Source organism: Vibrio galatheae (assembly GCF_000967545.1).
Taxonomy (GTDB): domain Bacteria; phylum Pseudomonadota; class Gammaproteobacteria; order Enterobacterales; family Vibrionaceae; genus Vibrio; species Vibrio galatheae.
Map to the genome: position 1 here is coordinate 167,665 of NZ_JXXV01000028.1, position 25,165 is coordinate 192,829.

Genomic DNA, 25,165 nt, shown 5'->3' on the forward strand with positions numbered 1-25,165 from the left:
TAGCAGAGCCGACAAACCTCATCCAAATATATAAGGACGTATAGGTGATGAAATTGAGTTTAAGCATCAAACATAAAACTATATTCGCGACTGTGGCTGCGGTGGTCTTAGTGATCATAGTGCTGTTGAGTACTACAGTGAATCAAGGGCAAAAAATCATCCTCGATAAAACCTACCAACAGCAGATGCCTGCCGCTTTAGGCGAAGTCAGTAATCAAATTTTGCTTGAGCTAGAAAAGCCGATTGTGGTCTCTGAAGTGATGGCAAAGTTGAATCTTTTTGAGCAATTTTCGGGGCAGGAGAGTGAGCAAATCATCAGTCAGCTTAGCGCTATCAAGCAAGATTTTAATGCGTTGACGGCGTTTTTTGTTACCACCGTGGATAACAGTTATTACATTCCTGATGGAAAGCTCAAAAGTATGTCGTCCAACTCGGCAGACGATCAATGGTTCTATTCGTTTTTAAGCGGTAGTAAAGAGGTTGAGTTGTCGATTGATGTTGATGCTGGCACTGGCATCCCTACTGTATTCGTCAACCACATTGTTCTTAAAGATGGCAAACGCACTGGTGTGGCTGGAATTGGTCTTTCGTTGGAAAATCTTGGCAAAACAGTAGCGAACTACTCCTTAGGAGATTCGGGACGGATCATGTTGGTGGATAAGCGCGGACAGGTCAAAATTCACCCTGATGCGCAGCAAGTCGGTAAGAGCTTAGCCACGCTTGGAATGAGTGAGGTGACAGAGAGTCTTGGCCAACTCATTGAAGGTAAGGCAGTGATTGAGGAATCTACGCTGCAAGGGCAATCTACCATCATCGGCTTAATGGCATTGCCGCAGCTAGACTGGGTATTAGTCTCGATTCAACCGACCTCTGAAGTGCTTTCTGAAATCAATCAATTTATCCAAACCATGACGTGGATTGCGGCAAGCGTCGCCTTATTGTTCATTTTGCTCAGCGCCTACATGACGCATCTACTATTAAAACCACTCTCAACCACGGCTGATCTGCTGCTTGATATTGGTAGTGGCGGAGGTGATTTAACCAAACGACTCGATGAAAGCCGTAACGATGAAGTTGGCAGTATCGCCAAAGGTTATAACCAGTTCGTGGCTTATATGGGCAGCGTGCTTGAAGAGATCGAACGAGCCAGAGAAGAACTGGTGATCACCATTAATCAAATTGACCAGCAAGCGGATGAAATGAAGCAGCAAATTCAGAGTCAGGAGCACAATATCGATCAAGTAGCGACGGCGGTGCATGAAATGAGTGCCAGCTCAGAAGAGATTGCCAGTAACGCCAACCATACCTCAGACAATGTGCATCGCACGGCGCAAGAAGTGAAACACGGCTTAGACTCAGTCAGTAAAACCTATGCAAGTACCGAGGCGATGAACCAACAGCTTGAGCAAAGTAATCAAAGCATTCAAAAACTTTCCGACGACATCAATGCGATTGATACCGTTTTGGATGTCATCAGCGGAGTATCAGAGCAGACCAACTTACTGGCGTTAAATGCGGCGATTGAAGCGGCGAGAGCGGGAGACCAAGGAAGAGGCTTTGCGGTGGTTGCCGATGAAGTGCGAACTCTCGCTTCAAGAACTCATGATTCTGCCAACGAGATTCGCACCATTATCGAAAACTTGCAGGGACTTAGCCGCACTGTGGTTGGCGAAGTCAGCCAAAGTCACCAAATCGGCGGTGAGTGTCTGATCGTAGCGAAAGAGTCGGAACATTATCTCGCCTCAATCAGTGACATTGTTGAAGAGATTAATCAGCTCAGCGCGCAAACCGCAACCGCAACTGGCCAGCAATCACAGGTTATCAGTGAAATAGCACCTCACGTTGAGAGTATTGCCGATGTTGCTCGTAGCAACACTGACATGGTCACCAAGACGTCACAGCATTGTGTCAGTTTGAAGCGCAACGCCGACTCATTAAGTGCGTTGGTCGCGAAATTTCGTTTCTGATCAAGGTGTTTTACGAGTCACCTCTCCAAATTGGTGAAAATTAATATGACATTGCACTAATATGCAGCGAAGCACAGTGCGTTGTATGCACAAGTTTGGTGGGGTTATGTTATTAAAGTGTTAACAATCAATAGCTTAACAAAAGTTTTTACTCAAGGTTAATTTGGCACTGTTTTTGGATTTATCTCCTTAGGTATCAAGAATTGAATAATAATTCACAATAAGGAGATATCCAATGAACATGACGTTCAAACTCAAGCTTGCAGCAGTGGGAACCACATTAGCATGTATGTCTGGTATAGCGAACGCCGCTGATACGATCAAAGTCGGCGTGTTGCACTCGCTGTCTGGCACGATGGCGATCAGTGAAACTACGCTCAAAGATACTGTGTTGATGTTGGTTGAAGAGCAGAACAAAAAGGGAGGTTTGCTCGGTAAAAAGCTTGAAGCTGTGGTAGTTGACCCCGCTTCTAACTGGCCTTTATTTGCAGAAAAGGCACGTGAGCTTATCGAAAAAGAGAAGGTTGATGTGGTGTTCGGTGGTTGGACATCAGTATCACGTAAATCGATGCTACCTGTCTTCGAAGAGCTAAATAGCCTGCTTTTCTATCCAGTTCAGTATGAAGGTGAAGAGTCGTCGAAAAACGTCTTTTATACCGGTGCTGCGCCAAACCAGCAAGCGATCCCCGCGGTGGATTACTTGATGGATGAGCTTGATGTGGAGCGTTGGGTTCTCGCGGGTACTGATTACGTCTATCCAAGAACCACCAATAAAATTCTTGAATCTTACCTTAAGAGCAAAGGGGTCAGCGAAAAAGACATCATGATCAACTACACTCCGTTTGGTCATTCTGATTGGCAATCTATTGTCTCTGACATCAAAAAATTCGGTGCTGAAGGCAAGAAAACCGCAGTGGTGTCTACCATTAACGGTGATGCCAATGTCCCGTTCTACAAGGAGCTAGGCGCGCAAGGTATTTCGTCTGAAGACATTCCTGTCGTGGCTTTCTCGGTCGGTGAAGAAGAACTGTCGGGGATGGATACTTCGGCACTGGTCGGGCACTTAGCGGCATGGAACTACTTCATGAGTGTCGATACCGAAAAGAACGACGAGTTTGTTGAAACTTGGCAGAAATTTATCGCCAGCAACAAGCGTGTTACTAACGACCCTATGGAAGCGCACTACATTGGTTTCAATATGTGGGCGCAAGCAGTGACCAACGCTGGCACGACTGATCCTGAAGCGGTTCAAGATGCGCTGATCGGTGTGTCTGTGCCGAACTTGTCAGGCGGCTACTCAACTATGATGCCTAACCACCACATCACTAAGCCGGTCTTGATTGGTGAAATTCAAGATGACGGTCAGTTTGAGATCGTCTGGGAAACAACGGGTCTAGTCGCTGGTGATGCTTGGTCGGAATACTTACCAGAATCAGCCAAACTGTTTTCTAGCTGGTCGAAGCCGTTCTCATGCGGCGCGTTTAACATCGAAACTAAGAAATGCTCCGGGACTAACTAACCCCCACTTGTCCTGAAAAGTTTAGCGCTGCGCGTGGTTCAGCAGCGCTTTTTTATTGCCATACAAATCGCTACTGCAAGGATGCATATCATGACGACCGTATTACGGATGTTTTGTGTGCTCGTTTTTGTGCTGACTGGATTAACGACGGCGTCGGCCGCAACAGATAATCCACTGACTCAAGAATCTTTTTTTCAGGCACTTTCTGGAAAAGACACACAACAAAAACAGCAAGCTGCCACCTGGCTCGCTGCTAACTACCCGATGGAAACCGCGCAACCCATTTTAGATGCTTGGTTGAACGGGCAACTTTACTACCTCAAAGATCGCAACCACCCTCAGTATCAGCAATTGTTTATTGTTGCCGACGAACAAGTCGGGGCGAATGCACGCCACGTCTGGAGTGATGAGCAACTCGCTATCGAAAATAAGCGCCAGTTTAAAAAAATTCGCGTCAACAATACCTTGCGCTCTTTCATCCGTTTAGAAATTGCCGCATTAGGGTTGAACAGCGACAATGTTGAGATACGCAAGCAGTCGGTTCAAGCCTTGACCGGGCAAAGCGAAGCACAGCAAAAGCTCATTGCGTTAAAGCAAACAGAAACCGATGCGCAAGTCTTGGCACTGCTCGATTTTGCACTGGCGATCAACACGGCTTTGGATGCTAGTGCAGAAGATCGTTTGGCGGCGATTGACACGATTTCTGAGAGCACCGATCCGATTGTACTGGTGACGCTTAATCAAATCTTAGCTTCTGACACTGACGCGACGCTATTGGCAGCGACGCAAAAAGGGCTAGATAAATACCAACAAAGCCAACGTCTTTACGCCGGTGTCGAAACCTTGTTCTTTGGCTTAAGCCTAGGTTCTGTCTTAGTTTTGGCGGGCATCGGCTTAGCGATTACGTTTGGTGTGATGGGCGTGATCAACATGGCTCATGGTGAGCTAATCATGCTAGGCGCTTATACCACTTACGTTATGCAGCAATTATTGCCCCAGCACACAGGTTTGGCGTTGATTCTCTCTATACCGATGGCATTTGTGGTTTCGGGTTTGGTTGGTATCGCGATTGAACGCGGTGTGATTCGCCACCTTTACGGTCGGCCATTAGAAACCTTGCTGGCAACGTTTGGTATCAGTTTGATTCTCCAGCAAGCGGTGCGCTCTATCTTTTCACCACTTAATCGTTCGGTAAGCACACCAGACTGGATGGCAGGCGCGCTCGAAATCAATCCCATGCTTTCTCTGACTTATAACCGCCTCTACATCATTGTGTTTTGCGCCTTGGTTTTTATCGCCTTGGTGATGGTTTTGAAAAAAACGCCGCTTGGTCTTCAAGTTCGCGCGGTGTCGCAAAATAGGCCCATGGCAAGAGCGATGGGAATTCGCTCAGAACGGGTCGATGCCTTGACCTTTGGCCTTGGCGCGGGTGTTGCGGGCGTGGCAGGTGTGGCTTTGTCCCAGCTTACCAATGTCGGCCCCAACATGGGTCAAGCCTACATTATCGACTCATTTATGGTGGTGGTGTTTGGCGGAGTCGGCAACTTGTGGGGCACGCTAGTCGCAGGCTTGGGTCTCGGCTTGTTTAACAAGATCTTAGAGCCTTGGGCGGGCGCGGTGTTAGCCAAGATTCTGGTCTTAGTCTTTATCATTTTGTTTATTCAAAAAAGGCCGCGAGGGCTGTTCCCTCAGCGTGGCCGCGCAGCCGAGAGTTAAGGAGGAAGTATGCATACTCAATCAATCTCAACCCCTTCTCGCTCTTTTGTACTCAGTGCCATGCAGGGCGACAAAGGCGGGCAGTTAACCGTATTGGCGATACTCGCTGCAATCGTTTTAATTCCACTGGCCAATGTCTGGCTACCCACTACTCATCCGCTGTATGTCGAGACGTTTACTATCTCGTTGCTTGGCAAATATCTCAGCTACGCCATGTTAGCGCTGGCGGTGGATCTGGTGTGGGGCTATCTGGGCATTCTCAGCTTAGGGCATGGTGCTTTCTTTGCTCTAGGTGGCTACGCAATGGGGATGTACCTAATGCGCCAAATTGGTGACCGAGGCGTGTATGGTAACCCGATCCTGCCTGATTTTATGGTGTTTCTAAATTGGCAAGAGCTGCCTTGGTTCTGGCACGGATTTGATCAGTTTTGGTTCGCGGCGCTGATGGTGATACTGGTACCGGGCGCGATGGCGTTTGTGTTTGGCTACCTAGCGTTTCGCTCACGCGTGTCGGGCGTTTACCTTTCGATCATCACTCAAGCGTTAACTTACGCGTTAATGCTGGCCTTTTTCCGTAATGAGATGGGCTTTGGCGGCAACAATGGGTTAACGGATTTCAAAGATATCTTGGGCTATAACTTGCAACAAGACAGTACCCGAATCGCGCTGTTTGTCTGTACCGGAGTGGCACTTGTCTTAAGTTATCTGGTGTGTCGCAGCGTGGTCGCCAGCCGTTTAGGCCGAGTTGCGGTTGCGATTCGTGACTCAGAGTCGCGTACTCGTTTTATGGGCTACGACGTCGATGGAATCAAGTTATGGGTGTTCGTGCTTTCTGCCGTCATTGCGGGGATTGCTGGTGCGCTGTATGTGCCGCAAGTCGGTATTATTAACCCAGGTGAATTTGCGCCGCTTAACTCGATAGAAGTGGTGGTTTGGGTGGCATTAGGTGGTCGCGCGACCTTGTTTGGTGCGATTGTTGGTGCGCTAGTGATTAACTATGCCAAGAGTTGGTTCACGGTTGAGTTTCCTGAAGTATGGCTGTTCGCGCTTGGTGGATTATTTGTCCTTTCCACGCTCTACTTTCCAAAAGGTTTGATGGGATTTGTCAGCGATAAATGGCGTTTGCTGAGCAAGAAAAAACCAAACAAAAATCAGAGCAAGGAGGCCATGATATGACCGAGCTAAAGCGAAGCGAGCAACTCAAACATTCATTGGCAGAAATAACTCGCCGCGATCAGGTGTTCCCATTTCTTAAGCCTGATGTACATCCCTTAATTGATACCAGACACAACATCCTGCTCTATATCGAAGGCGTCAACAAAACCTTTGATGGATTCAAAGCCATCAATGATCTCAATTTGTATATTCGTGAAGGGGAACTGAGGTGCATCATAGGCCCAAATGGCGCAGGAAAGACCACCATGATGGATATCATCACAGGGAAAACTAAACCGGATACTGGTCAGGTTTGGCTTGGATCGAACCTCAATTTACTCAACATGACCGAAGCTGAAATCGCCAACGCCGGGATTGGGCGTAAGTTTCAAAAGCCGACGGTGATCGAATGCCTTTCGGTGTGGGAGAACTTAGAGTTGGCGATGTCCGGTGTTCGCTCTGTCTGGGGCTCGTATGTCGCGCGCATGACTGGCGAGCAGAAAGACAAACTTGAATCTGTTTTGGCACTGATACATCTGCAAGATCATCAAACGCTGCTGGCTGGCAACCTTTCACACGGGCAAAAGCAATGGCTCGAGATTGGGATGTTATTGATGCAAAACCCTAAACTGCTACTGATTGATGAACCTGTCGCAGGTATGACCCATCAAGAGATGGACCGAACCTCAGAGCTGCTTAATTCTTTGGCGGGTAAACACTCCGTGGTGGTGGTTGAGCATGATATGGATTTTGTGCGCTCCATCGCCAGTCATGTCACTGTGCTCCACCAGGGGCATGTACTGGCGGAGGGGAGCATGGATCAGGTTCAGGCTCATCAGGAAGTCAAACAGGTCTATTTGGGAGAATAACATGCTAACGATTTCAGGATTGAATCAATTCTACGGCGAGAGCCATACCTTGTGGGACTTAGACATGGCAATCCCCAAGGGCAAATGTACCGTATTAATGGGACGCAATGGCGTCGGTAAAACCACGCTACTGCAATGCATTATGGGGCTGGTCAAAACCCACAGTGGTGACATCACCCTTGAAGGTGATTCAATCATAAAAAAGGAAGCAGAAGCGCGTCCGCGAATGGGGATAGGTTACGTTCCCCAAGGTCGGCAAATTTTTCCTATGTTAACTGTGGAAGAAAACTTGCAAGTCGGTTTGCCTATCCGAGCGCGAGGAGACCGTAACATTCCCGAGTTTATCTTTGAACTGTTTCCGGTGTTAAAGGAAATGTTGCATCGCAGAGGGGGCGATTTGTCCGGTGGTCAGCAGCAACAATTAGCCATTGCGAGGGCGTTGGTGATTAACCCAAGCCTACTGATTTTGGACGAACCCACCGAAGGGATTCAGCCCAATATTGTTCAGGAAATCGGCGACATTATTCGCATGTTAAATGAGAAATTTGGACTTACGGTTTTACTTGTCGAGCAGAAACTGCCCTTCGCCCGCAAGGTCGGTGATCAGTTTTGTATCTTGGATAGAGGGCGCACTGTTGCCCAAGGGGATATGGGCGAACTGGATGAAAGATTGATAAAGGAGTATCTCACCGTATGATGTGTGAACCTGCAGTGGCGTTTGATATTGATGATAAAAATCAAACGCTTAAAAATAGTATTGAGTCTGATGTTGAGCTGGGTTGGAAGGCGATTCTGTCGCTATTGTTTAAAGATCGCGGTGACAAAACCGTGATCAAAGATCGCCAGCAACAAGGCCCATTGGCTATCCAGCGTCCTTTGTACCCAGAAGGAAAAACCTGTCACACCTATTTGCTCCACCCACCCGGAGGTGTGGTGGGCGGCGACACTCTGCAAATAAGCGCCCGTGTCGAGCAGGGCGCTCATGCCTTGGTCACGACACCGGGTGCAACTAAGTTCTACCGCTCAGAAAAGCGCTATGCGTATCAGCAGCAAATTTTGCACGTTGAGCGTGGCGGTCGGCTAGAGTGGCTACCGCAAGAAAACATCTTTTTCCCTGATGCCCATGCGCGTTTAGATACTCAGATTCATCTGCAACGCGATGCCCAATTTTTGGGCTGGGAGATGCACTGTTTTGGGCGTCCTGCACTAAATGAGGGATTTTCCTCGGGACATTTAGTTGGAAAAACAGAGATTTACCTAGATGGGAACAAAATTCTGACCGAAGGGTTAAATATTTTTGGTGGCGATAAGTCTATGATTGAAAAGGGCTTGTTAAATTTTCCTATGGCGGGGACGCTTTACATATCGGCACAAAATGACCAGTTTTTCCAATTGGTACAGAGCTTGCTCTCTAACATACAGGAACAAGTTGGCACAGAGGACTTAGTCATTGCTGCGACGCAGATTGAAGATTTGATTGTCGTGCGTGCACTAGGTCGATGGAGCGAAGTGATCTTGCAAAGCTTTCAGCAGGTTTGGCAGCATACCCGCCAATACTGGACAGGAGACACGCCGCATCCCCCAAGAATTTGGGCAACCTAAGCTCTGTTGACCTTGTTGTTCCTTCTCGCTCACGCATAAGGATATCGCAAGGAATAAAATGGAACTTTCACCAAGAGAAAAAGACAAGCTATTGATTTTTTGCGCGGGAATGCTAGCGCAGCAACGCAAAGAAAGAGGCTTAAAACTCAACTACCCAGAGTCCATCGCTTTTATCAGCAGTGCCATTCTTGAGGGCGCTCGCGAAGGCAAAACTGTGTCTGAGCTGATGGACTTTGGCCGTACCCTTCTCAGCGTCGATGATGTGATGGAAGGCGTCGCCTCGATGATCCCCGATGTGCAGGTTGAAGCAACCTTCCCTGATGGCACCAAGTTGGTGACTGTCCACGAACCGATCGTCTAGGAGCCATTATGTCTGCATCAACAGGTAAACACACCGGACTCATTCCGGGTCAAATTGAATCGGCAGCGGGTGAGATAGAACTCAATGTTGGCAGAGCGACCATCAAGGTCAAAGTCGAAAACATTGGTGATCGCCCGGTACAAATCGGATCGCACTACCACTTCTACGAGGCGAATGATGCATTGCGCTTTGATCGCGAACCTTGCAAAGGATTTCGACTCAATATCCCAGCGGGAACCGCGACCCGTTTTGAACCGGGTCAGTCACGGACAGTGGAGTTAGTTGAATTCGCCGGTAAGCGAGAAGTCTACGGCTTTCAAGGCAAAATCATGGGCAAGCTCGTTCAATAAACAACGAAAACAAGGATAGGTAATGGCTAGCATTTCACGTCAGGCATATGCCGAAATGTTTGGGCAAACGGTTGGTGATCGCGTGCGTCTCGCAGACACTGAATTGTGGCTTGAAGTAGAAAAGGATTTTACCGTTTACGGTGACGAAGTGAAATTTGGCGGCGGAAAAGTGATCCGCGATGGCATGGGGCAGAGTCAGCGTCCTAGCCGAGAAACGCCCGATTTAGTCATCACCAACGCGGTGGTACTGGATTATTGGGGGATCGTCAAAGCCGATGTTGCGGTTAAGGATGGTCGTATTCAAGCGATAGGGAAAGCGGGCAACCCGGACGTTCAGCCCGAAGTGACGATTGTGATTGGCCCGGGAACCGAGATTCTTGCTGGCGAAGGCTCTATTCTAACCGCTGGCGGTATTGATTCGCACATTCACTTTATTTGTCCGCAGCAGATTGAAGAAGCGTTGGCGTCAGGTGTCACAACCATGATCGGCGGCGGTACTGGCCCAAATACTGGCACCAATGCGACTACCTGTACGCCGGGGCCGTGGAATATGCACCGTATGTTGGAGTCTTTGGATGAGTTTCCAATGAACTTTGGCCTGCTGGGCAAAGGTAACGCCAGTCAGCCAGAGGCATTAAGAGAGCAAGTCGCTGCTGGTGCGGTGGGGCTGAAACTGCACGAAGATTGGGGCACAACCCCAGCCTCTATCGATACCTGTTTGTCGGTTGCTGATGAGATGGATGTGCAAGTCGCGATTCATACCGACACATTGAATGAATCTGGCTTTGTTGAGTCAACGCTAGCTGCGATTGGTAATCGTGTGATTCACACTTACCATACCGAAGGCGCGGGCGGCGGTCATGCTCCGGATATTATCCGTGCGGCTGGTGAATCAAACGTACTGCCGTCGTCGACTAACCCAACTCGGCCCTACACGGTGAACACGGTTGATGAACATCTCGACATGTTGATGGTTTGTCACCATTTATCGCCGTCGATTGCCGAAGATGTCGCTTTTGCGGAGTCGCGTATTCGCCGTGAAACCATCGCCGCAGAAGACATTCTGCACGATCTTGGCGCTTTCTCTATGATAGCTTCAGATTCCCAAGCAATGGGACGTGTCGGCGAAGTGATTACTCGCACCTGGCAAACAGCACACAAGATGAAAGTACAGCGTGGCAGCTTAAAAGAAGACTCGTCATACAGCGACAACTTCCGCCTTAAGCGCTACATCGCAAAATACACCATCAACCCCGCAATTACTCACGGCATGGCCCATGAAGTGGGTTCGATTGAAGTGGGCAAATTAGCGGATTTGGTATTGTGGAAACCGGCCTTTTTTGGCGTTAAGCCGAGTGTCATTTTGAAAGGAGGTATGATTGCGATGGCGCCAATGGGGGATCCCAATGCTTCGATCCCAACGCCTCAACCTGTGCACTATCGCAGTATGTTTGGCAGCTATGGTAAGGCGTCACAAAAGACCTCGATGCTGTTTGTTTCACAGGCCGCTCATCAAGCCGGAATCGCGAGTGAGCTAGGACTTGGCAGCCAAATTGGTGTCGTCAGTCACTGCCGCGATATCAGCAAAGCAGACATGAAGCTGAATGATTGGCAGCCCAACATCGAAGTGGACTCGCAAACTTATCAAGTGCGTGCCGACGGTGAGCTGCTGGTGTGCGAGCCAGCCGACGTGCTACCTATGGCACAAAAATACTTTCTCTTCTAATCAATATGACAATAAAAAACGGACAAGGATTTGCCATGATCGAACTCACCGAAATCAGCTCTGAGATCTGCATTAAGCCGAACGCATTTTTAAGTTTACCTATCGATAGCCGAATAAAGAGCCGACTTAAAGTAGTGCTTGATGACGGGCGTGAAGCGGGACTGTTTCTACCACGCGGGCATATCTTACGCGGCGGTCAACAGCTCAAAAGCCAGTGTGGTCTCGTCGTTGAAATCAAAGCCGCGCCTGAAAAAGTCTCGACAGTGTATTGCAGTGACTTACACCTTCTCACGCGAGTTGCCTACCACCTTGGTAACCGTCACGTACCTTTGCAAGTCGAATTTGGCTGGGTGCGCTATCAGCATGACCATGTGCTCGACGAAATGGTCGAAGGGCTGGGTGCGAAAGTGACCACAGAGGAAGCGTCGTTCGAACCAGAAAATGGCGCTTATGGCGGTCGTTCTAGTGGTCATCATCACCATCATTAATCTCAACAATCGAGTCACATTGAAAAATACAAATAACAACAAGGAAGTTATCATGAAAAAAACCTTCACATCATTGGCTGCGCTATCATCTCTGGCACTGCTATCTTCTCCTGCTCTGGCGCATACTGGCCATGAGACAGCGTCATTCTCTGCGGGTTTAACTCACCCAGTGACCGGATTTGATCACCTGATCATGTTGGTCGCCTTTGGCATTTTGGTCGCCTGCGTGCAAACCAGCACAGTACGTAAAACGGGCTTAGTGATTAGCGCATTGGTTTCCATGCTGGTGGGCTTGGCTGCAGGGCAGTGGTTCGGCGGCTTTAATGGTGTTGAGTTAGCGATTGGTTCCTCGCTGTTTGTTGTCAGTGGCGCGATTTGGCAGGCATTCCATGCATCAAAAGATATGCTGCGCTTGGCTCTGACCTTGTGCGTCGGTTTGGTCTTCTTCCACGGCTATGCTCACGGCGTTGAAGCGCAAGGTGCGATCTCTGCATTTGCCGCGGGGATGATGTTAGGCGCCACAGCACTGATGGTACTCGGTTTGCAATTTGGTCGTTCGCTCTCAAGCCCGTGGCTATCGGTTGGCGTTGCATCTGTTAGTGCTTTAGTGATCATGTAAGCCGCGCTTATGTCTTATCACAACAGGCAACAAGATCTTGCACTCTACCGCTTGTTTCAATTAATTAGCCCCTCTTTGCCGATTGGCGGATTTACTTACTCGCAAGGCTTAGAGTGGGCGGTTGAAGCCGAGTGGGTAACCAATCGAGTCTCAATGCAAGAGTGGTTGGAAAATGCGCTGATGAACAGTGTCGCGACATTAGAGCTGCCTATTCTTGAGCGTTATGACCAAGCATTGCAGCTCGAAGATACAGCGCAGCTCAAAGCACTAAGTGAACTCTTGTACAGCAGTCGCGAGACCAAAGAACTACGAGCGGAAGAGAAACAACGCGGTCAAGCGTTATACACCTTGCTTAAACAGCTTGAGATTAACCACGACTGCTTTGATTGGACAGACGTACAGCCCAACCAACTGCTCGGGTTGTGCGTTGCCGCCAAGCATTGGGGGATTGATATTGAACGGCTTAAGCAAGGCTATTTATGGAGCTGGGCAGAGAACCTGATTATGGCGGGCGTTAAGTTGGTGCCGTTAGGTCAAACCGATGGCCAGCGCGCGCTAATTCAGTTAAGCGAGTTATTCCCAGCAGCGCTAGTTAGAGCAAGTACGATTGAAGATTGGATGATTGGCAGTTTTACGCCGTCGATTTCCATCGCCAGCAGCTTGCATGAGACGCAATACACACGGCTGTTTCGTTCATAAATAAACGCAACAAAGCCAACAAAAAATGACAAGGATAGAATGATGGAAAGTTACAAGCAGCCTTTACGTATTGGCATTGGTGGCCCGGTGGGTTCTGGAAAAACAGCGCTGTTAGAAGTGCTATGTAAAGCGATTCGCGACAAGCTCAATATTGCAGTAGTCACCAACGATATTTATACCCAAGAAGATGCCAAAATCCTGACTCGCGCCGAAGCACTTGCGCCGGACCGTATCATAGGTGTTGAAACCGGTGGTTGCCCGCATACCGCGATCCGAGAAGATGCATCAATGAACTTAGCGGCGGTCGAAGAGCTGGCAAAAAGGCATAAAAACTTGGACGTGGTGTTCGTTGAAAGCGGCGGTGATAACCTCAGCGCTACGTTCAGCCCCGAATTAGCCGACCTAACTATCTATGTGATTGATGTGGCTGAAGGGGAAAAAATACCACGCAAAGGCGGTCCAGGTATTACCCGATCTGATCTGTTGATCATCAATAAGATCGATTTAGCCCCGTATGTGGGCGCATCGTTAGAAGTGATGGAGCAAGATACTCAACGCATGAGACCAACCAAACCGTTTGTGTTTACCAATTTAAAAGAAGGCAAGGGGCTTGATACGATTATCGACTTTATCGTCACCCAAGGCATGTTGAAGATGAAAGCCTAGCTTTGACCTGAATGACAAAAGCACCGGATTCGGTGCTTTTTTGTCGCGATATTTGTGAAAGTCAACTGATTGATAGCTGGTGCTTAATCGAGTGTTTAGAATTAAAGGCTCAGAACATAACTGAATGGTCTGTGGATACCGAATTATCGCAAAGTCGGTCTGTGATTGCTTAGCTGATAGTAACCTTTATTCCCAGCTCTGAATATAGATAGTCTTACCCTTCAAAGTAAGACTAATGGGCTTAGTGCATCAGTTATATGCCTATTTTGTGCGCAGTCAGGATTGCAGCATAAACCGCTTTCGCTGTGATAGGGAAAGGCATGTTGTGAATTGTTTCCCCTTCGGCACATGACGCTTGTGCCACTTCCATCAACTTTTCATTGTTAAGCTCTTTGACCCCCATTTGATGTAAGTTAGTTGGTAAACCTACAGAACGGCAGAAGTTCAATACCTGTTCAATTTCTGCTTGAGGGGCATTTTCTAACACCAATTGAGTGAGAGTACCAAATGCTACTTTCTCACCATGCAACAAGTGGTGACACTCTTCCAGTTTAGTTAGGCCGTTATGAATTGCGTGAGCAGCCGCAAGACCTGAGCTTTCAAAGCCAATTCCTGACAAGTACGTGTTCGCTTCAATAATGTTCTCGACTGCTTTGGTTGAAACGCCATTCTCTACTGCCGCTTTCGCTTTCACACCATCGGCAATTAATGTCTCGTAACACAGTTTCGCCAATGCCTGAGCGGAGCGTGTTGGCGCACCACCAGCCATGGTTGCTTTGCCTGAAAGGCCATTAGCGCGCGCTTCAAAATACGTTGACAGCGCATCACCCATTCCCGCGACTAAGGTACGTACCGGTGCCGCCGCGATAATGCCCGTATCCATAATCACCATATTCGGGTTTGATGGGAACAAGAGATACTCACTGAACTCCCCTTCCGGTGTGTAGATAACCGCCAGTGCTGATGTCGGCGCATCTGTAGAAGCAATGGTCGGCACAATCACGACGGGTACTTTTGAGTAGTAGGCAACCGCTTTTGCTGTATCCAACGTTTTACCACCGCCAACACCGATGATCACATCGTTGCCTTGCTCTGCGCTTACCGTAATTAAACGCTCAATTTCGACACGTGAACATTCACCGGCAAACGTATTGAAGTTCACTTCTAGTCCTTCGCCGACAATGCTCGTTTCTGTGCGATCACGAACTAAACCCATAACAAAGTCATCGGCAATCGCCAATGGCTTTTTACCAAAGACTGAGACGTACTTACCGATATTATCCAGTGAACCTTCGCCTTGGATGTATTTACTTGGAGAAATAATAATGTTGTCCATGACGGACTCCTTTTTAGAATCTATTTGACATAATTGGTGGGATCGTCAGACGTGGCGATCCTCTAAAGCGTTAAAACTGGTTGAAAACGGTTTCGACCGCGAAGGCACCAGGATCTTTGGTTCCTGATAGACTGTCACTGTTGAGGTAAGAAGAACGACCCGCCTTGGCATTGGTCATCGCTGTGGTCGACTCTGCCCCTTGCTTTGCAGCATCAATGGCAGCAGAGAAGCCATTTTCCACCCAAGCTTCTAATGCGGGGTGTAAAGCGTCTATCATGGTGCGATCACCCGGTTTAGCGCCACCGTAAGCCATCATCTGGCCCAAACCCGCTTGCAGAGCTTTTGGTAGTGAACCATTAAGTTCGAATTCTCGACCTGCAGCAGTAAACAAGATAGAAAGCAACACACCGGAAGAGCCTCCCATCACGGATGTTAGGCAATCCGCTATCGTGGTCAGAAGTTGAGCTTTATTTTGTAGTGGCAATTGATTCGCTTCTAGTTGAGAGAGGACTTTGCGTGCACCAGCGGCAAAGGTCGAGCCGGTATCGCCATCACCGACAATTGAATCTAGGTGGTTCAGTTCTCCTTGGATATCGATGATCGACTGACAGACTTTAGTAAGGACTAATGCAGCTTCTTCATCATGAGAAGGCGTAAACGCCTTTTTACTAATCTGATTCTCACATGGAGTGACCGGCACTTGACGGCGAGTTACCATACCCGGCCATGCGGCGGTTTCCACATCTGCGGTTAGCGCTGCAGCGATATGGTCGGTAAGTTGGATAGTAGAAATAGAGAAGCCTTTCATATCAATCGCAGTCATCAGTGATCCACTCACGATGAATTTAGCTTGCTGACCTAGATCTGACTCCATCACTTCTTTGGCGATGATATTCATTTCAATCGGAGATAAGCCACCAAGATTATTAAGCAGAATTGCATTCTCTGCCGTCGGTTTAGCTTCTACTAGCTTACTCACCATGGTCGCGACCAGCTGCTTTGCATTCGGTAGGTCAATGGTTTTAATACCCGCTTCACCATGAATACCAAGACCCAGCTCTGCTTTGCCTTGTGCAATGCGGTCATTACTTTCCCCTGGCAGTGAGCAACTGGTTAACGCCACACCGATCGATGCCGTTTTTTCATGTGCATCGATCGCCGCTTGCTTGACGTCAGCTAGTGAGCCGCCATTTTCTGCTACGTAACCCGCTACTTTTTGCACGAACAGCGTCCCAGCGATACCACGCGGTTGCGGGTTACCCGGGATTGAGATGTCGTCACCGACAACAATCAGGTCTACATTGCGACCCAGCTCTTTGGCTTTTTCAACCGCCAAACCAAAGTTCAGACGATCGCCTGTGTAGTTTTTAATAATCACTAGGCACCCAGCCTCTCCGGTAACATGGAGAATGGCGTTCAGTACCGCGTCTACACTTGGGGCAGCAAACAAGTCACCACACACAGCAGCTGTCAACATGCCTTTGCCAACAAAGCCAGCATGCGCGGGCTCATGACCAGAACCTCCGCCGCAAATCAACGCGACTTTATCTTTGTTCCAATCATTGCGAGCGACGACTTTTATGTCGTTGTCGAAATCGAGAAACGTGAGATTTTCACGAGTATTGGTGTAGAGCGTACCTTTGATAGAGTCCATCACAAACGACTCTTTGGTATTTAGGATGAGATCAGACATTCTATATTCCTGATTTTTTATATTTAAATGCTCACAACTAATGAGGCTGGCTCATCAGTTGCGGCTGGTTCTTGGGATAAAAGTGAATACCGTCAAATTAATTCAACGTCTGCTTGTCGCATCATTGGCTGACTGGCAAGCACTCAATTCTTTAGTTATAGAGTCACACCGTTTTTCCAGATAGCGAGCTCTCTTATCTGGTTGTGCTCATTTTTTGCGGGTTCGCCATTCACAACTGCGACAAGTGTTGTAATCAAATCGTCGAGTAACTCAGGCATCGATACATCGCTAGATACGAGTCTTCCCGCGTCAAAATCGATCCAATGCGGTTTTCGAATAGCGAGCTCTGTATTTGTCGATAGTTTTAGCGTTGGAACAAAACCCCCATATGGAGTGCCTCGACCTGTGGTAAACAGAACCATTTGACAACCCGATGCAGCAAGCGCACTAGTCGCTATCGCATCGTTTCCTGGCGCATTAAGCAAGTTCAGACCAGGTGTTTTCAATCTCTGTGTATAGCCCACAACGTCAACAACAGCGCTTCGGCCCGCTTTCTGAGTACAGCCCAAAGATTTATCTTCCAAGGTAGTAATTCCACCGGCTTTATTTCCTGGAGATGGGTTCTCATAGACAGGTAAATCATGTTGCAAGTAGTAATCCTTGAAGCCATTCACCATCTCAACGATTTGATTAAAGACCGATTCATTGCTCGCACGATTCATTAAGAGAGTTTCAGCACCAAACATCTCAGGCACTTCGGTTAATACCGTTGTCCCCCCTTGAGCGATGAGATAGTCTGACAACTGGCCTAACAAAGGATTCGCGGTAATACCTGACAAACCATCGCTGCCACCACATTCCAAACCAAGCTTTAGCTCTGATAAGTGGCCAGCTTCACGCTTGTCATGGCGCATTACCTGATGTAATTCAGTAAGCAGTTCGACGCCATGTTCAACTTCATCTTCAACTTTTTGGCTGACTAAACAGCGCACTCGTTGTGGATCAATGTCAGTCAAACCACTCATAAATGGGTCTACTTGATTATTTTCACATCCTAATCCGACGATAAGTACGCCACCCGCATTGGGGTGCTGTGCCATACTTTGCAATAGCCTTTTTGTCGTCTCATGGTCATCGCCGAGCTGAGAACAACCAAACTGATGCGGAAATACGTACACACCATCAATATCACTCGTCTCAGAATCAGCTAGAAACTGGTTCACCATTCGCTGGGCCATGCCATTAACGCAGCCCACCGTTGGAATGACCCAAAGTTCATTTCGGATCCCTACACCACCGTTGTGCCTTCTATAGATATTGACGGGTATCTGATTCGCGCTTTGTTGATCATCAACAGCAACTGGTCGATAGATGTAATCGTTTTTGTCACTTAGGTTGGTCTTTGCATTATGACTGTGAACCCATTGCCCAGAGATGATATCTTCGCTGGCATGGCCAAAAGGCTCACCATACTTAATTAGGTGCTCACCTTGAGAAACATTGTCAATCGCGACCTTGTGCCCTTTATCAACATCTTGCAGCAAAGTAACTTCATGCCCTGCATCAATTAAGACGCACTCGCCTTGTTTAAGTGGCTGAAGGGCAATAATAACGTTGTCTTGCTCATGAATTCTTATCCAAGGCTTCATAGCACCTCCTTGAGAGCTTGGCGAACTCCTTGTTGCAGCATGACTTCTAAGTACTGGCTTACCGTTTCAACCAATTGTGCTGTAAGAGTTAGATCCTGTCCCCAATGCTCAGCATCAGACAGCACAGCATTGACCAACTGCTGACAAGAAATATTACCTTGCTCTACCGCCAACCATAGCTCGGCAAAAACATCCAACCACTTTTGATCATCAGCCAATTCAATCTGCTGCTCACCACGTTTACCGCGATAAAACAAAATCTGGGCCGCAAGCGAAAACGACATCAGTTTCGGTGGCTGACCATTTAGTTCAACGCAACGCAATAACTGAGGTAATAGTCGCGTTTTAAACTTGGTCATACTATTTAGAGAAATCGACATCAACTGATGTTTAATGTAAGGATTTTGAAAACGTTGGATGACACTCGCAGCAAAACTATCCAACTCGCTACGCGGTAAATCCAACGCTGGAATAACTTCATCCGATAGCAGCACATCAACAAACTGACGCAGTTCGTCATCTGCCATTGCTTCACCCACCGTATCAATGCCCGCGAGATAGGCAACCGGAACCATTGCAGTATGGGCTCCATTTAGAATTGCCACTTTTCGCTCTTTGTATGGCTTTATGTCGTCGACGATCTTGATATTGAGATCGCATTCATCAAGTTTTAACGCCTCTGCTAGCGCTTTCGGCCCTTGAATCACAAACAGATAGAAGTACTCTGCCGTCACCATAAACTGATCTTGATAGCCGACGCGATCTTGTAGATCAGCGTGCTCATCTCGTGGATGTCCGGTAACGATTCGATCAACCAAGGTAGAACAGAAAGTGTTCGCTTCGTTGACCCATGCGACGAAAGCACTTTCCAGATTCCATAGCTTGGCGTAGTCCAAAACATACTGTTTTAGTTTTTTACCGTTGTAGTCAATCAGTTCGCACGGAATGATAAACAAGCCTTTATCTTGCGAGCCAGAAAAGTGCTGGTAACGCTTGTAAAGCCACTGCGTTAATTTTGCTGGGAAGCTACTTGCTGGCGCGTCAGTGAGTTTGTCATCTGCGTTAAAACTTATCCCCGCTTCGGTCGTATTAGAGAAGATAAACTCAAGTTCATCGTTTTCAGCCAAAGTCATGTAGCGTTCGAAGTCTTGATAAATGGCGATTTCTTCGTTTATCGAACGTACAACACGCATTTCTTCTACAGGTTCTCCCTGCTCATTAATGCCTCGAATCACAGAGGTGTATAACCCGTCTTGTTCATTCAACAATGGAGGGAACTGGCTATCTATAGGGCGGATAACAGCGACGCCAGCATTAAGCTTGGTTTGCTCATTGAGCAAATCAAGCTGCCAGTCAACGAACGCACGCATAAAGTTACCTTCACCGAACTGCATCACTTTGGTTGGATAAGCGGGATAGTGTTCACGATTAAGCATGGTGCATTCACTCCTATTGGTTATTAATGTTGAGGTTGAAATACTGGTTGGCATTGGTGAAGCAGATATCTTCCACCATTTTGCTCAGTAGCGGTAAGTCCATCGGCGCTTCACCATCTGCGACCCATTGCCCAATCAGTCGACAAAGTAAACGACGGAAATACTCATGCCTTGTGTAAGAGAGGAAACTTCGACTGTCAGTCAGCATACCCACGAAACGGCTTAGCAAACCCAGTTGAGATAACTGCTCCATCTGGCGCAACATCCCATCTTTCTGATCGTTGAACCACCAACCAGAACCAAACTGAATCTTCCCTGCAATTCCCCCACCTTGGAAGTTGCCACACATAGTCGCCAGCACTTCATTGTCACGCGGGTTTAAGCAATAAAGGATCGTTTTTGGCAGAGCATCCTCACGGTCTAGCGCATTGAGTAGTTTTGACAAAGGCGCTGCAACTAAGCCATCGTTGATCGAATCAAATCCAGTATCTGGCCCCAGCAACTGAAGCATTCGTTCATTGTTATTTCTCAAAGCACCGATGTGGTACTGCTGAACCCAGCCTCGACGTGCGTACTCTTTGCCTAAGTAAATCAGAACAGCCGTTTTTAGCTGAGCCGCTTCAGTGTCGTTAAGTGTTTGGCCTTCGAGACGCCTTGCAAGAATAGAATCTAGCTGTGACTCAGTCGCCTCTTCATAAGTCACCGTATCCAATGCATGGTCTGATATATTGCAGCCATGCGCTTCAAAATGGTCCAAACGCTCACATAGCGATTCACAAAGCTGATGGAATTTTGAAATGTTGCGGTTGGTTAGTTCACCCAGCTTAGTGATGTAGTCAACATAATCAGCAGCATGAACGTTGAATGCTTTGTCAGGTCGCCAACTCGGTCGGACTTGAACATCAAAACCTTCATTTTCCGCAATAGCTTTGTGAGCGCTAAGATCATCAATGGGATCGTCTGTAGTACCGACCATTTTCACATTCATCTTGTTCATGATGCTTTGTGATGAAAACTCTGGTGTTGCTAACATCTCGTTGCATTGGTGCCAGATTCGATCGGCAGAGTCACTATTAAGTACAGTGCCTGAGATGCCAAATGGTCGACGTAATTCTAAGTGAGTCCAGTGAAAAAGAGGGTTACCAATGGTTTGAGGAACAGTATTGGCCCACTCGATAAACTTGTCGTAATCGCTAGCATCACCAGTACAGAAACGCTCATCAACGCCATTAGTTCGCATTGCGCGCCATTTATAATGATCACCACGCAACCAAATGTCCGTTAAATTAGCAAAGTTCACGTTTTCGGCGATCTGCTGAGGTGGCAAATGACAGTGATAATCAATAATCGGCTGATGTGCAGCTACATTGTGGTATAGCTCTTTTGCTAGTTCTGTATTTAACAGAAAGTCCTCATTCATAAATTGTGACATGATCTCACCTAGTTTGTTATTAAATGTCGCATTGTGGATTTAGCACAGTGGACAGTTTCGTTGCTCGCAGTTGCTAATCATGACCGTTAGCACAAAATGACAAATTCAAAATTGTGTGCTACTGCAGGCTTGACTACCTTTAGAGCCCGTTTGTTAGTTGACCGTTTGAGATCTCAATGCGTACAAGAATTCCGCTCCGGCTTTTAGAACTGAACTCTCCAATGATGTGGCAATGGCCGCACATTGAGGAAATCGTCAGTTTGATGCAGCGCCAGCATTTCAATGGCCTTATCTTTCATCAGGAAAACCTTTGGTCACTGTTGGCTCACCCATCTCGGTATTGCCGCTTTGAGCGCGATAACCTCGAACGGGGCCGAATAGACTCACTGCTTTTTCTCAAACGCGTGATTCGATACTGTAAGCAGCACAATATCGGTGTGTGGTTGCAAGGTTCTGCAAATCCCACCGATGGTTTGCTGTTACAAAAATATCCAGAGTACCCACTCATCGATTCTCTTGATGCCGATGAGTTGTTTTGGCATAAATTCCTTTCCGACTCACTTAACGAGTTGTTCTCAGAGCTAGCCGATATTCGCGGTATTATCGTCAACCTGTCAGCGCCTGAAGTCGATCGAATCAGTCCTGAATCTTTGCTCGGCATTTTTAGTCGACTCACTCGTGCCCACGCAAAACGCCTTGTTGTCCGCGACTATATCGACAGCAAATGGCAGCGATGGCATTTCAATAATGCCATCAGCCACATGCCTAGCGATGTTCGCGTTTCATTGAAAGCGACACATTCCGGTTACCGACCGGGCTTACCCAATAACCCCGCCATTGCCGAACTGCCAGGTCGAACCAAATGGATCGAATATGACATGTGGGGTGTCGAGTTCGGTTGGACCTTATTGCCTTGTTACCTCCTAGAGGAAATTCAGGGCCGATTGAGTTGGGCCCACTCGGTTTGTGGCGACGAGTTAGAAGCCATTAGCTGTAAACTTAGCTGGGAATGGGTATCTAACAGTTCCCTAGTAAACTCTATCAACAGCGTTAATTTGCAAGGCCTCGCCATGAATAGCTATGAGCTTGAGCTAAACGAAAAAGATGCCTTTCGCTCTTGGCTCCATGACATTCTTCAGCGAAAAGTGACCGATGAAGAAGCCAATAAACTGCACCAACTATTTAGCCAATCCTTTGAGTGGATTAGAAAAACGCCTTATATGTTGGGCCACCTTTTGCAAACGCATAGCCAAATACCAGAGTCTTATGAGCAAGCTCTGCAACTATTGTTCTCTGAGCAGTTCAATATGGATCCACGTTATATTGGGCAAAGCTTATTCAGCTCTGACGATCCAGAAACCGCACTTGAAGAACTACACCTCATTAAATTGGAAAAAGAGCGTGCTAAGTTTCTTGCTCAGCAGGTGCGCAATCAAGCTCACGAAGCTTGCAACAACATAGCAATGCCAGAGCAATTTAAAGCACTGGTTTTAAGGGTTTATGAGCGAGTACCTTGGTACACCAACATGTTTACCCGTGTATGCATAGGCGTGGCAGCTCGCTACTTCATTCAGCGTTACCACCAGCATCCCATTGCATTTCGTCTATTGAACCAAGAAGTCGCTAATATGCGAGAGCTGGCTATAGAACTCGACAACTGGCTTGATGAGGGGCGTCATATACATCCACACTACACAAACCTGTTGTTTGACCCTCAGCGACTAAAAAGCCTTGCTGAGGACCTTGCTCGTCTCGACTGATTTAATTACGACTCTTGCTGGGATAACTTGGCATAGAAATCCCGCAGCACGTAAAATGCCTTTTTACGAGTTTGTTTGTCAGAGCCGATTAGCCCTTTGCAGTTGTAACCATGCTGATAAGGGTTTTGACGACGTTCCGCACGGAAGTCATAAAGAATCCAAGGGGTAAAACCTTTGATGTAATCCAGATTAGGTAGGAACTCAGTTTGTTGGCGGTATACATTAGCCATGTACTCTTCACTAAATGCGCCTGTTTTAGGTGCATTACTTCCAAGCATACCCTCTGCACCCGTTTCGCTAATTACGACAGGCTTAGTTGGCGCTGAGTTTTCGCCCAATACCAGTAGGTCATTGAAATCTTCTTCATACCAACCGTAGTATTCGTTGAGTCCAATGATATCGAGATGATCAGCGAGGCGATCTTCAATCTTCATTTTGGCGTGATTGACTAAACAAGCGGCACTCACTAGACGCGTAGGGTCAGTGTTACGTGTTGCTTCAACCAGATCGGTCATAAAGTGCAAACGTTCGTCTGTATCTGCGTTCTCGTTACCTACCGACCAAATGATCGTCGATGCTCGGTTACGCCCACGCTTGATTAACTCAAGCATTTGGTTTTTACCATCTCGACGAGTTTGTTCACTATGGAAAGCGATTGACCAGTACACTGGTATCTCTTCCCAAAGCATAATGCCAACTTCATCGGCGATTTGTGCTGCCAGTTCATGATGCGGATAATGAGCTAGACGCATGTAGTTACAGTTCAGTTCCTTAGCGTGCTCGAAGCGTCGACGGATATCATATTCATTGGTTATACGGCCCAGTTTTTCGTCATCTTCATGGCAATTAATGCCTCTTAGATAAACTGATTTCCCGTTGAGTAAGATGGTCGTGCCATCAACGCGCACTTCTCTAAATCCAACACGATCGGTCACAATATCTCCCGCAGCTAGCGATGCGCGAACATCGTATAACTTAGGGTTTTCTGGCGACCATAGTTCTGGAGATACATTGATATCGACTGACGCTTTACCACCAGCAACAGGTAACGATTGATTGATGCCCAACTCAGCAATTTCGAGGTTCACTTCGGCTACATCACCGATAACTTCAAGCTCTGCGTGAATGGTGTCGAAACGACCATTTGGCTCAAGATAAATAAATAGATCTTTGATGTAATCTTTAGGGGTACGGACCAGTTCGATTTCACGGTGAATACCGCCATAGTTAAACCAATCGTTATTACGCATTGGAATGCGCTCTTTATCACGAGCATTATTCACACAAATCATGATGACGTTTTTGCCCGTGTTCAGCTTGCCAGTAAAATCGGCGAAAAATGGAGTTGAACCACCGTAATGGTTGCCAACAAATTGATAGTTAAGAAAAATCTTACAGTCGTAGTTCGCTGCGCCAATACGTAAGAATACATTTTCATCGCTCGACACGTCTTGATAGTCTAACTCACGGGTATACCAAGCGCTTCCCTCGAAGTAAAACCACTTTTCGCGCTCCATCTGCCAGCAAGATGGAACGGTTACCTCTTCCCCTGTATGAGGGTCATAATCGTACGGGTTGGTACATGTTTCATGATCAAAAGGTTCGATTTGGAACCATTTCTGACGTAATCCAGTGTCGTGTAAATCAAGAGTGAAACGCCATTTACCAGCAAGGCTTTCGGTTTTTCTTCCGCCCATGAAAACCATTCCTTCATGATTCAAGTTCTGAAGGTTATATGGGGCGTCATATTGTTCATTATGCAGACACTCTACGGCATTTTCCGCGATATCGGATTTCTCAAGCATACGTTTTCCATCAAAAGGAGGAGTCAATTTGCTAATTAAATTATCCGTAGTTGAAGACGGGTGACAGAGGAAGAGGAAAAACAGTGCATTTTTAGCGTGCACAATTGACCCTTTTGTGACAACTCTGGTGATTATGCCGCTATAATCCGTGATGTGTGTCACTTTATGATTGGAACTTACGAGATCTTAATCACATTACACTTTTTGTGTTGTGACGAGAATCACGGATAATTTGGTATTCGCTATTTCAAATCACACTCTTTTCCGAGGCAGGTGGGGAGAAGAAAAGAGCTTTGATAAGTTTTTTATCAGCGAAA

At 47.3% G+C, this 25,165-nt stretch carries 21 protein-coding genes; 15 read left to right on the plus strand and 6 right to left on the minus strand.

Going from position 1 to position 25,165, the window contains the following annotated elements; translation table 11 throughout:
- Positions 1–47 precede the first annotated feature (47 nt).
- The 14 genes from TW81_RS16265 to ureG all read left to right on the plus strand — a co-directional run bounded on the left by TW81_RS16265 (position 48) and on the right by ureG (position 13,737).
- Entirely contained in the window at positions 48–1,967 is a 1,920-nt protein-coding gene (locus TW81_RS16265) for a methyl-accepting chemotaxis protein (protein ID WP_045956786.1), read from the plus strand.
- A 235-nt stretch (positions 1,968–2,202) separates the two neighbouring features.
- A complete protein-coding gene (gene urtA, locus TW81_RS16270; RefSeq protein WP_045956787.1) occupies positions 2,203–3,486 on the plus strand; it encodes an urea ABC transporter substrate-binding protein in 1,284 nt (427 codons plus the stop codon).
- A gap of 90 nt (positions 3,487–3,576) precedes the next feature.
- Positions 3,577–5,202, plus strand: a complete 1,626-nt coding sequence (urtB, locus tag TW81_RS16275) for an urea ABC transporter permease subunit UrtB (protein ID WP_045956788.1) — start codon at positions 3,577–3,579, stop codon at positions 5,200–5,202.
- A 9-nt stretch (positions 5,203–5,211) separates the two neighbouring features.
- Entirely contained in the window at positions 5,212–6,378 is a 1,167-nt protein-coding gene (gene urtC, locus TW81_RS16280) for an urea ABC transporter permease subunit UrtC (protein WP_045956789.1), read from the plus strand.
- On the plus strand, positions 6,375–7,226 hold the full coding sequence (urtD, locus tag TW81_RS16285) for an urea ABC transporter ATP-binding protein UrtD (protein ID WP_045956790.1): 852 nt from the start codon (positions 6,375–6,377) through the stop codon (positions 7,224–7,226). The genes urtC and urtD overlap by 4 nt, the downstream gene beginning before the upstream one ends.
- Before the next feature lies 1 nt (position 7,227).
- Entirely contained in the window at positions 7,228–7,923 is a 696-nt protein-coding gene (urtE, locus tag TW81_RS16290) for an urea ABC transporter ATP-binding subunit UrtE (RefSeq protein WP_045956791.1), read from the plus strand.
- The gene (locus TW81_RS16295) at positions 7,920–8,828 is read left to right on the plus strand and encodes an urease accessory protein UreD (RefSeq protein ID WP_045956792.1); all 909 of its coding nucleotides are present in this window, start codon (positions 7,920–7,922) and stop codon (positions 8,826–8,828) included. The genes urtE and TW81_RS16295 overlap by 4 nt, the downstream gene beginning before the upstream one ends.
- A gap of 58 nt (positions 8,829–8,886) precedes the next feature.
- Positions 8,887–9,189 carry an urease subunit gamma gene (gene ureA / locus TW81_RS16300; protein WP_045956793.1) on the plus strand — a complete coding sequence of 101 codons (303 nt, stop codon included), beginning with the start codon at positions 8,887–8,889 and terminating at the stop codon, positions 9,187–9,189.
- A gap of 8 nt (positions 9,190–9,197) precedes the next feature.
- Positions 9,198–9,539, plus strand: a complete 342-nt coding sequence (locus TW81_RS16305) for an urease subunit beta (protein ID WP_045956794.1) — start codon at positions 9,198–9,200, stop codon at positions 9,537–9,539.
- Between the two features lie 22 nt (positions 9,540–9,561).
- Complete coding sequence (gene ureC / locus TW81_RS16310) at positions 9,562–11,265, plus strand: urease subunit alpha (protein WP_045956795.1); 1,704 nt, start codon at positions 9,562–9,564, stop codon at positions 11,263–11,265.
- Positions 11,266–11,300: 35 nt separating this feature from the next.
- Positions 11,301–11,753 (plus strand): urease accessory protein UreE, encoded by a 453-nt coding sequence (gene ureE / locus TW81_RS16315; RefSeq protein WP_045956796.1) that lies wholly within the window; start codon positions 11,301–11,303, stop codon positions 11,751–11,753.
- A 52-nt stretch (positions 11,754–11,805) separates the two neighbouring features.
- Positions 11,806–12,372 carry a HupE/UreJ family protein gene (locus tag TW81_RS16320; RefSeq protein ID WP_045956797.1) on the plus strand — a complete coding sequence of 189 codons (567 nt, stop codon included), beginning with the start codon at positions 11,806–11,808 and terminating at the stop codon, positions 12,370–12,372.
- 9 nt (positions 12,373–12,381) lie between these two features.
- Positions 12,382–13,071, plus strand: coding sequence for an urease accessory protein UreF (locus TW81_RS16325; RefSeq protein WP_045956798.1), 690 nt, complete (start codon positions 12,382–12,384; stop codon positions 13,069–13,071).
- Positions 13,072–13,113: 42 nt separating this feature from the next.
- Positions 13,114–13,737: an urease accessory protein UreG gene (gene ureG, locus TW81_RS16330; protein WP_045956799.1), complete on the plus strand. Its 624-nt coding sequence runs from the start codon at positions 13,114–13,116 to the stop codon at positions 13,735–13,737.
- 253 nt (positions 13,738–13,990) lie between these two features.
- On the opposite strand, the gene TW81_RS16335 is transcribed toward ureG, so the two are convergent.
- From TW81_RS16335 to uxaC, 5 genes are all read right to left on the minus strand, one after another.
- On the minus strand, positions 13,991–15,073 hold the full coding sequence (locus tag TW81_RS16335) for a glycerol dehydrogenase (RefSeq protein ID WP_045956800.1): 1,083 nt from the start codon (positions 15,071–15,073) through the stop codon (positions 13,991–13,993).
- Positions 15,074–15,143: 70 nt separating this feature from the next.
- The gene (locus TW81_RS16340) at positions 15,144–16,766 is read right to left on the minus strand and encodes a dihydroxyacetone kinase subunit DhaK (protein ID WP_045956801.1); all 1,623 of its coding nucleotides are present in this window, start codon (positions 16,764–16,766) and stop codon (positions 15,144–15,146) included.
- A gap of 155 nt (positions 16,767–16,921) precedes the next feature.
- Positions 16,922–18,415: a UxaA family hydrolase gene (locus TW81_RS16345; protein ID WP_045956802.1), complete on the minus strand. Its 1,494-nt coding sequence runs from the start codon at positions 18,413–18,415 to the stop codon at positions 16,922–16,924.
- Positions 18,412–19,851 (minus strand): tagaturonate reductase, encoded by a 1,440-nt coding sequence (locus tag TW81_RS16350; protein WP_045956803.1) that lies wholly within the window; start codon positions 19,849–19,851, stop codon positions 18,412–18,414. Before TW81_RS16350 ends, TW81_RS16345 begins: the two co-directional genes overlap by 4 nt.
- 13 nt (positions 19,852–19,864) lie before the next feature.
- On the minus strand, positions 19,865–21,283 hold the full coding sequence (uxaC, locus tag TW81_RS16355) for a glucuronate isomerase (protein WP_045956804.1): 1,419 nt from the start codon (positions 21,281–21,283) through the stop codon (positions 19,865–19,867).
- Positions 21,284–21,459: 176 nt separating this feature from the next.
- Here uxaC and TW81_RS16360 point away from each other — a divergent pair, with 176 nt between their 5' ends.
- A complete protein-coding gene (locus tag TW81_RS16360; RefSeq protein ID WP_156980984.1) occupies positions 21,460–23,043 on the plus strand; it encodes a hypothetical protein in 1,584 nt (527 codons plus the stop codon).
- A 5-nt stretch (positions 23,044–23,048) separates the two neighbouring features.
- Here TW81_RS16360 and TW81_RS16365 read toward each other — a convergent pair whose 3' ends face one another.
- The gene (locus TW81_RS16365; RefSeq protein ID WP_045956806.1) at positions 23,049–24,848 is read right to left on the minus strand and encodes a glycoside hydrolase family 2 protein; all 1,800 of its coding nucleotides are present in this window, start codon (positions 24,846–24,848) and stop codon (positions 23,049–23,051) included.
- Positions 24,849–25,165 lie beyond the last annotated feature (317 nt).

Bases quoted from the DNA above. Each gene is read 5' to 3' on its own strand.
- TW81_RS16265 (WP_045956786.1), top strand. From the start codon at position 48: ATGAAATTGAGTTTAAGCATCAAACATAAAACTATATTCGCGACTGTG.
- urtA (WP_045956787.1), top strand. From the start codon at position 2,203: ATGAACATGACGTTCAAACTCAAGCTTGCAGCAGTGGGAACCACATTA.
- urtB (WP_045956788.1), top strand. From the start codon at position 3,577: ATGACGACCGTATTACGGATGTTTTGTGTGCTCGTTTTTGTGCTGACT.
- urtC (WP_045956789.1), top strand. From the start codon at position 5,212: ATGCATACTCAATCAATCTCAACCCCTTCTCGCTCTTTTGTACTCAGT.
- urtD (WP_045956790.1), top strand. From the start codon at position 6,375: ATGACCGAGCTAAAGCGAAGCGAGCAACTCAAACATTCATTGGCAGAA.
- urtE (WP_045956791.1), top strand. From the start codon at position 7,228: ATGCTAACGATTTCAGGATTGAATCAATTCTACGGCGAGAGCCATACC.
- TW81_RS16295 (WP_045956792.1), top strand. From the start codon at position 7,920: ATGATGTGTGAACCTGCAGTGGCGTTTGATATTGATGATAAAAATCAA.
- ureA (WP_045956793.1), top strand. From the start codon at position 8,887: ATGGAACTTTCACCAAGAGAAAAAGACAAGCTATTGATTTTTTGCGCG.
- TW81_RS16305 (WP_045956794.1), top strand. From the start codon at position 9,198: ATGTCTGCATCAACAGGTAAACACACCGGACTCATTCCGGGTCAAATT.
- ureC (WP_045956795.1), top strand. From the start codon at position 9,562: ATGGCTAGCATTTCACGTCAGGCATATGCCGAAATGTTTGGGCAAACG.
- ureE (WP_045956796.1), top strand. From the start codon at position 11,301: ATGATCGAACTCACCGAAATCAGCTCTGAGATCTGCATTAAGCCGAAC.
- TW81_RS16320 (WP_045956797.1), top strand. From the start codon at position 11,806: ATGAAAAAAACCTTCACATCATTGGCTGCGCTATCATCTCTGGCACTG.
- TW81_RS16325 (WP_045956798.1), top strand. From the start codon at position 12,382: ATGTCTTATCACAACAGGCAACAAGATCTTGCACTCTACCGCTTGTTT.
- ureG (WP_045956799.1), top strand. From the start codon at position 13,114: ATGGAAAGTTACAAGCAGCCTTTACGTATTGGCATTGGTGGCCCGGTG.
- TW81_RS16335 (WP_045956800.1), bottom strand. From the start codon at position 15,073: ATGGACAACATTATTATTTCTCCAAGTAAATACATCCAAGGCGAAGGT.
- TW81_RS16340 (WP_045956801.1), bottom strand. From the start codon at position 16,766: ATGTCTGATCTCATCCTAAATACCAAAGAGTCGTTTGTGATGGACTCT.
- TW81_RS16345 (WP_045956802.1), bottom strand. From the start codon at position 18,415: ATGAAGCCTTGGATAAGAATTCATGAGCAAGACAACGTTATTATTGCC.
- TW81_RS16350 (WP_045956803.1), bottom strand. From the start codon at position 19,851: ATGCTTAATCGTGAACACTATCCCGCTTATCCAACCAAAGTGATGCAG.
- uxaC (WP_045956804.1), bottom strand. From the start codon at position 21,283: ATGTCACAATTTATGAATGAGGACTTTCTGTTAAATACAGAACTAGCA.
- TW81_RS16360 (WP_156980984.1), top strand. From the start codon at position 21,460: ATGCGTACAAGAATTCCGCTCCGGCTTTTAGAACTGAACTCTCCAATG.
- TW81_RS16365 (WP_045956806.1), bottom strand. From the start codon at position 24,848: ATGCTTGAGAAATCCGATATCGCGGAAAATGCCGTAGAGTGTCTGCAT.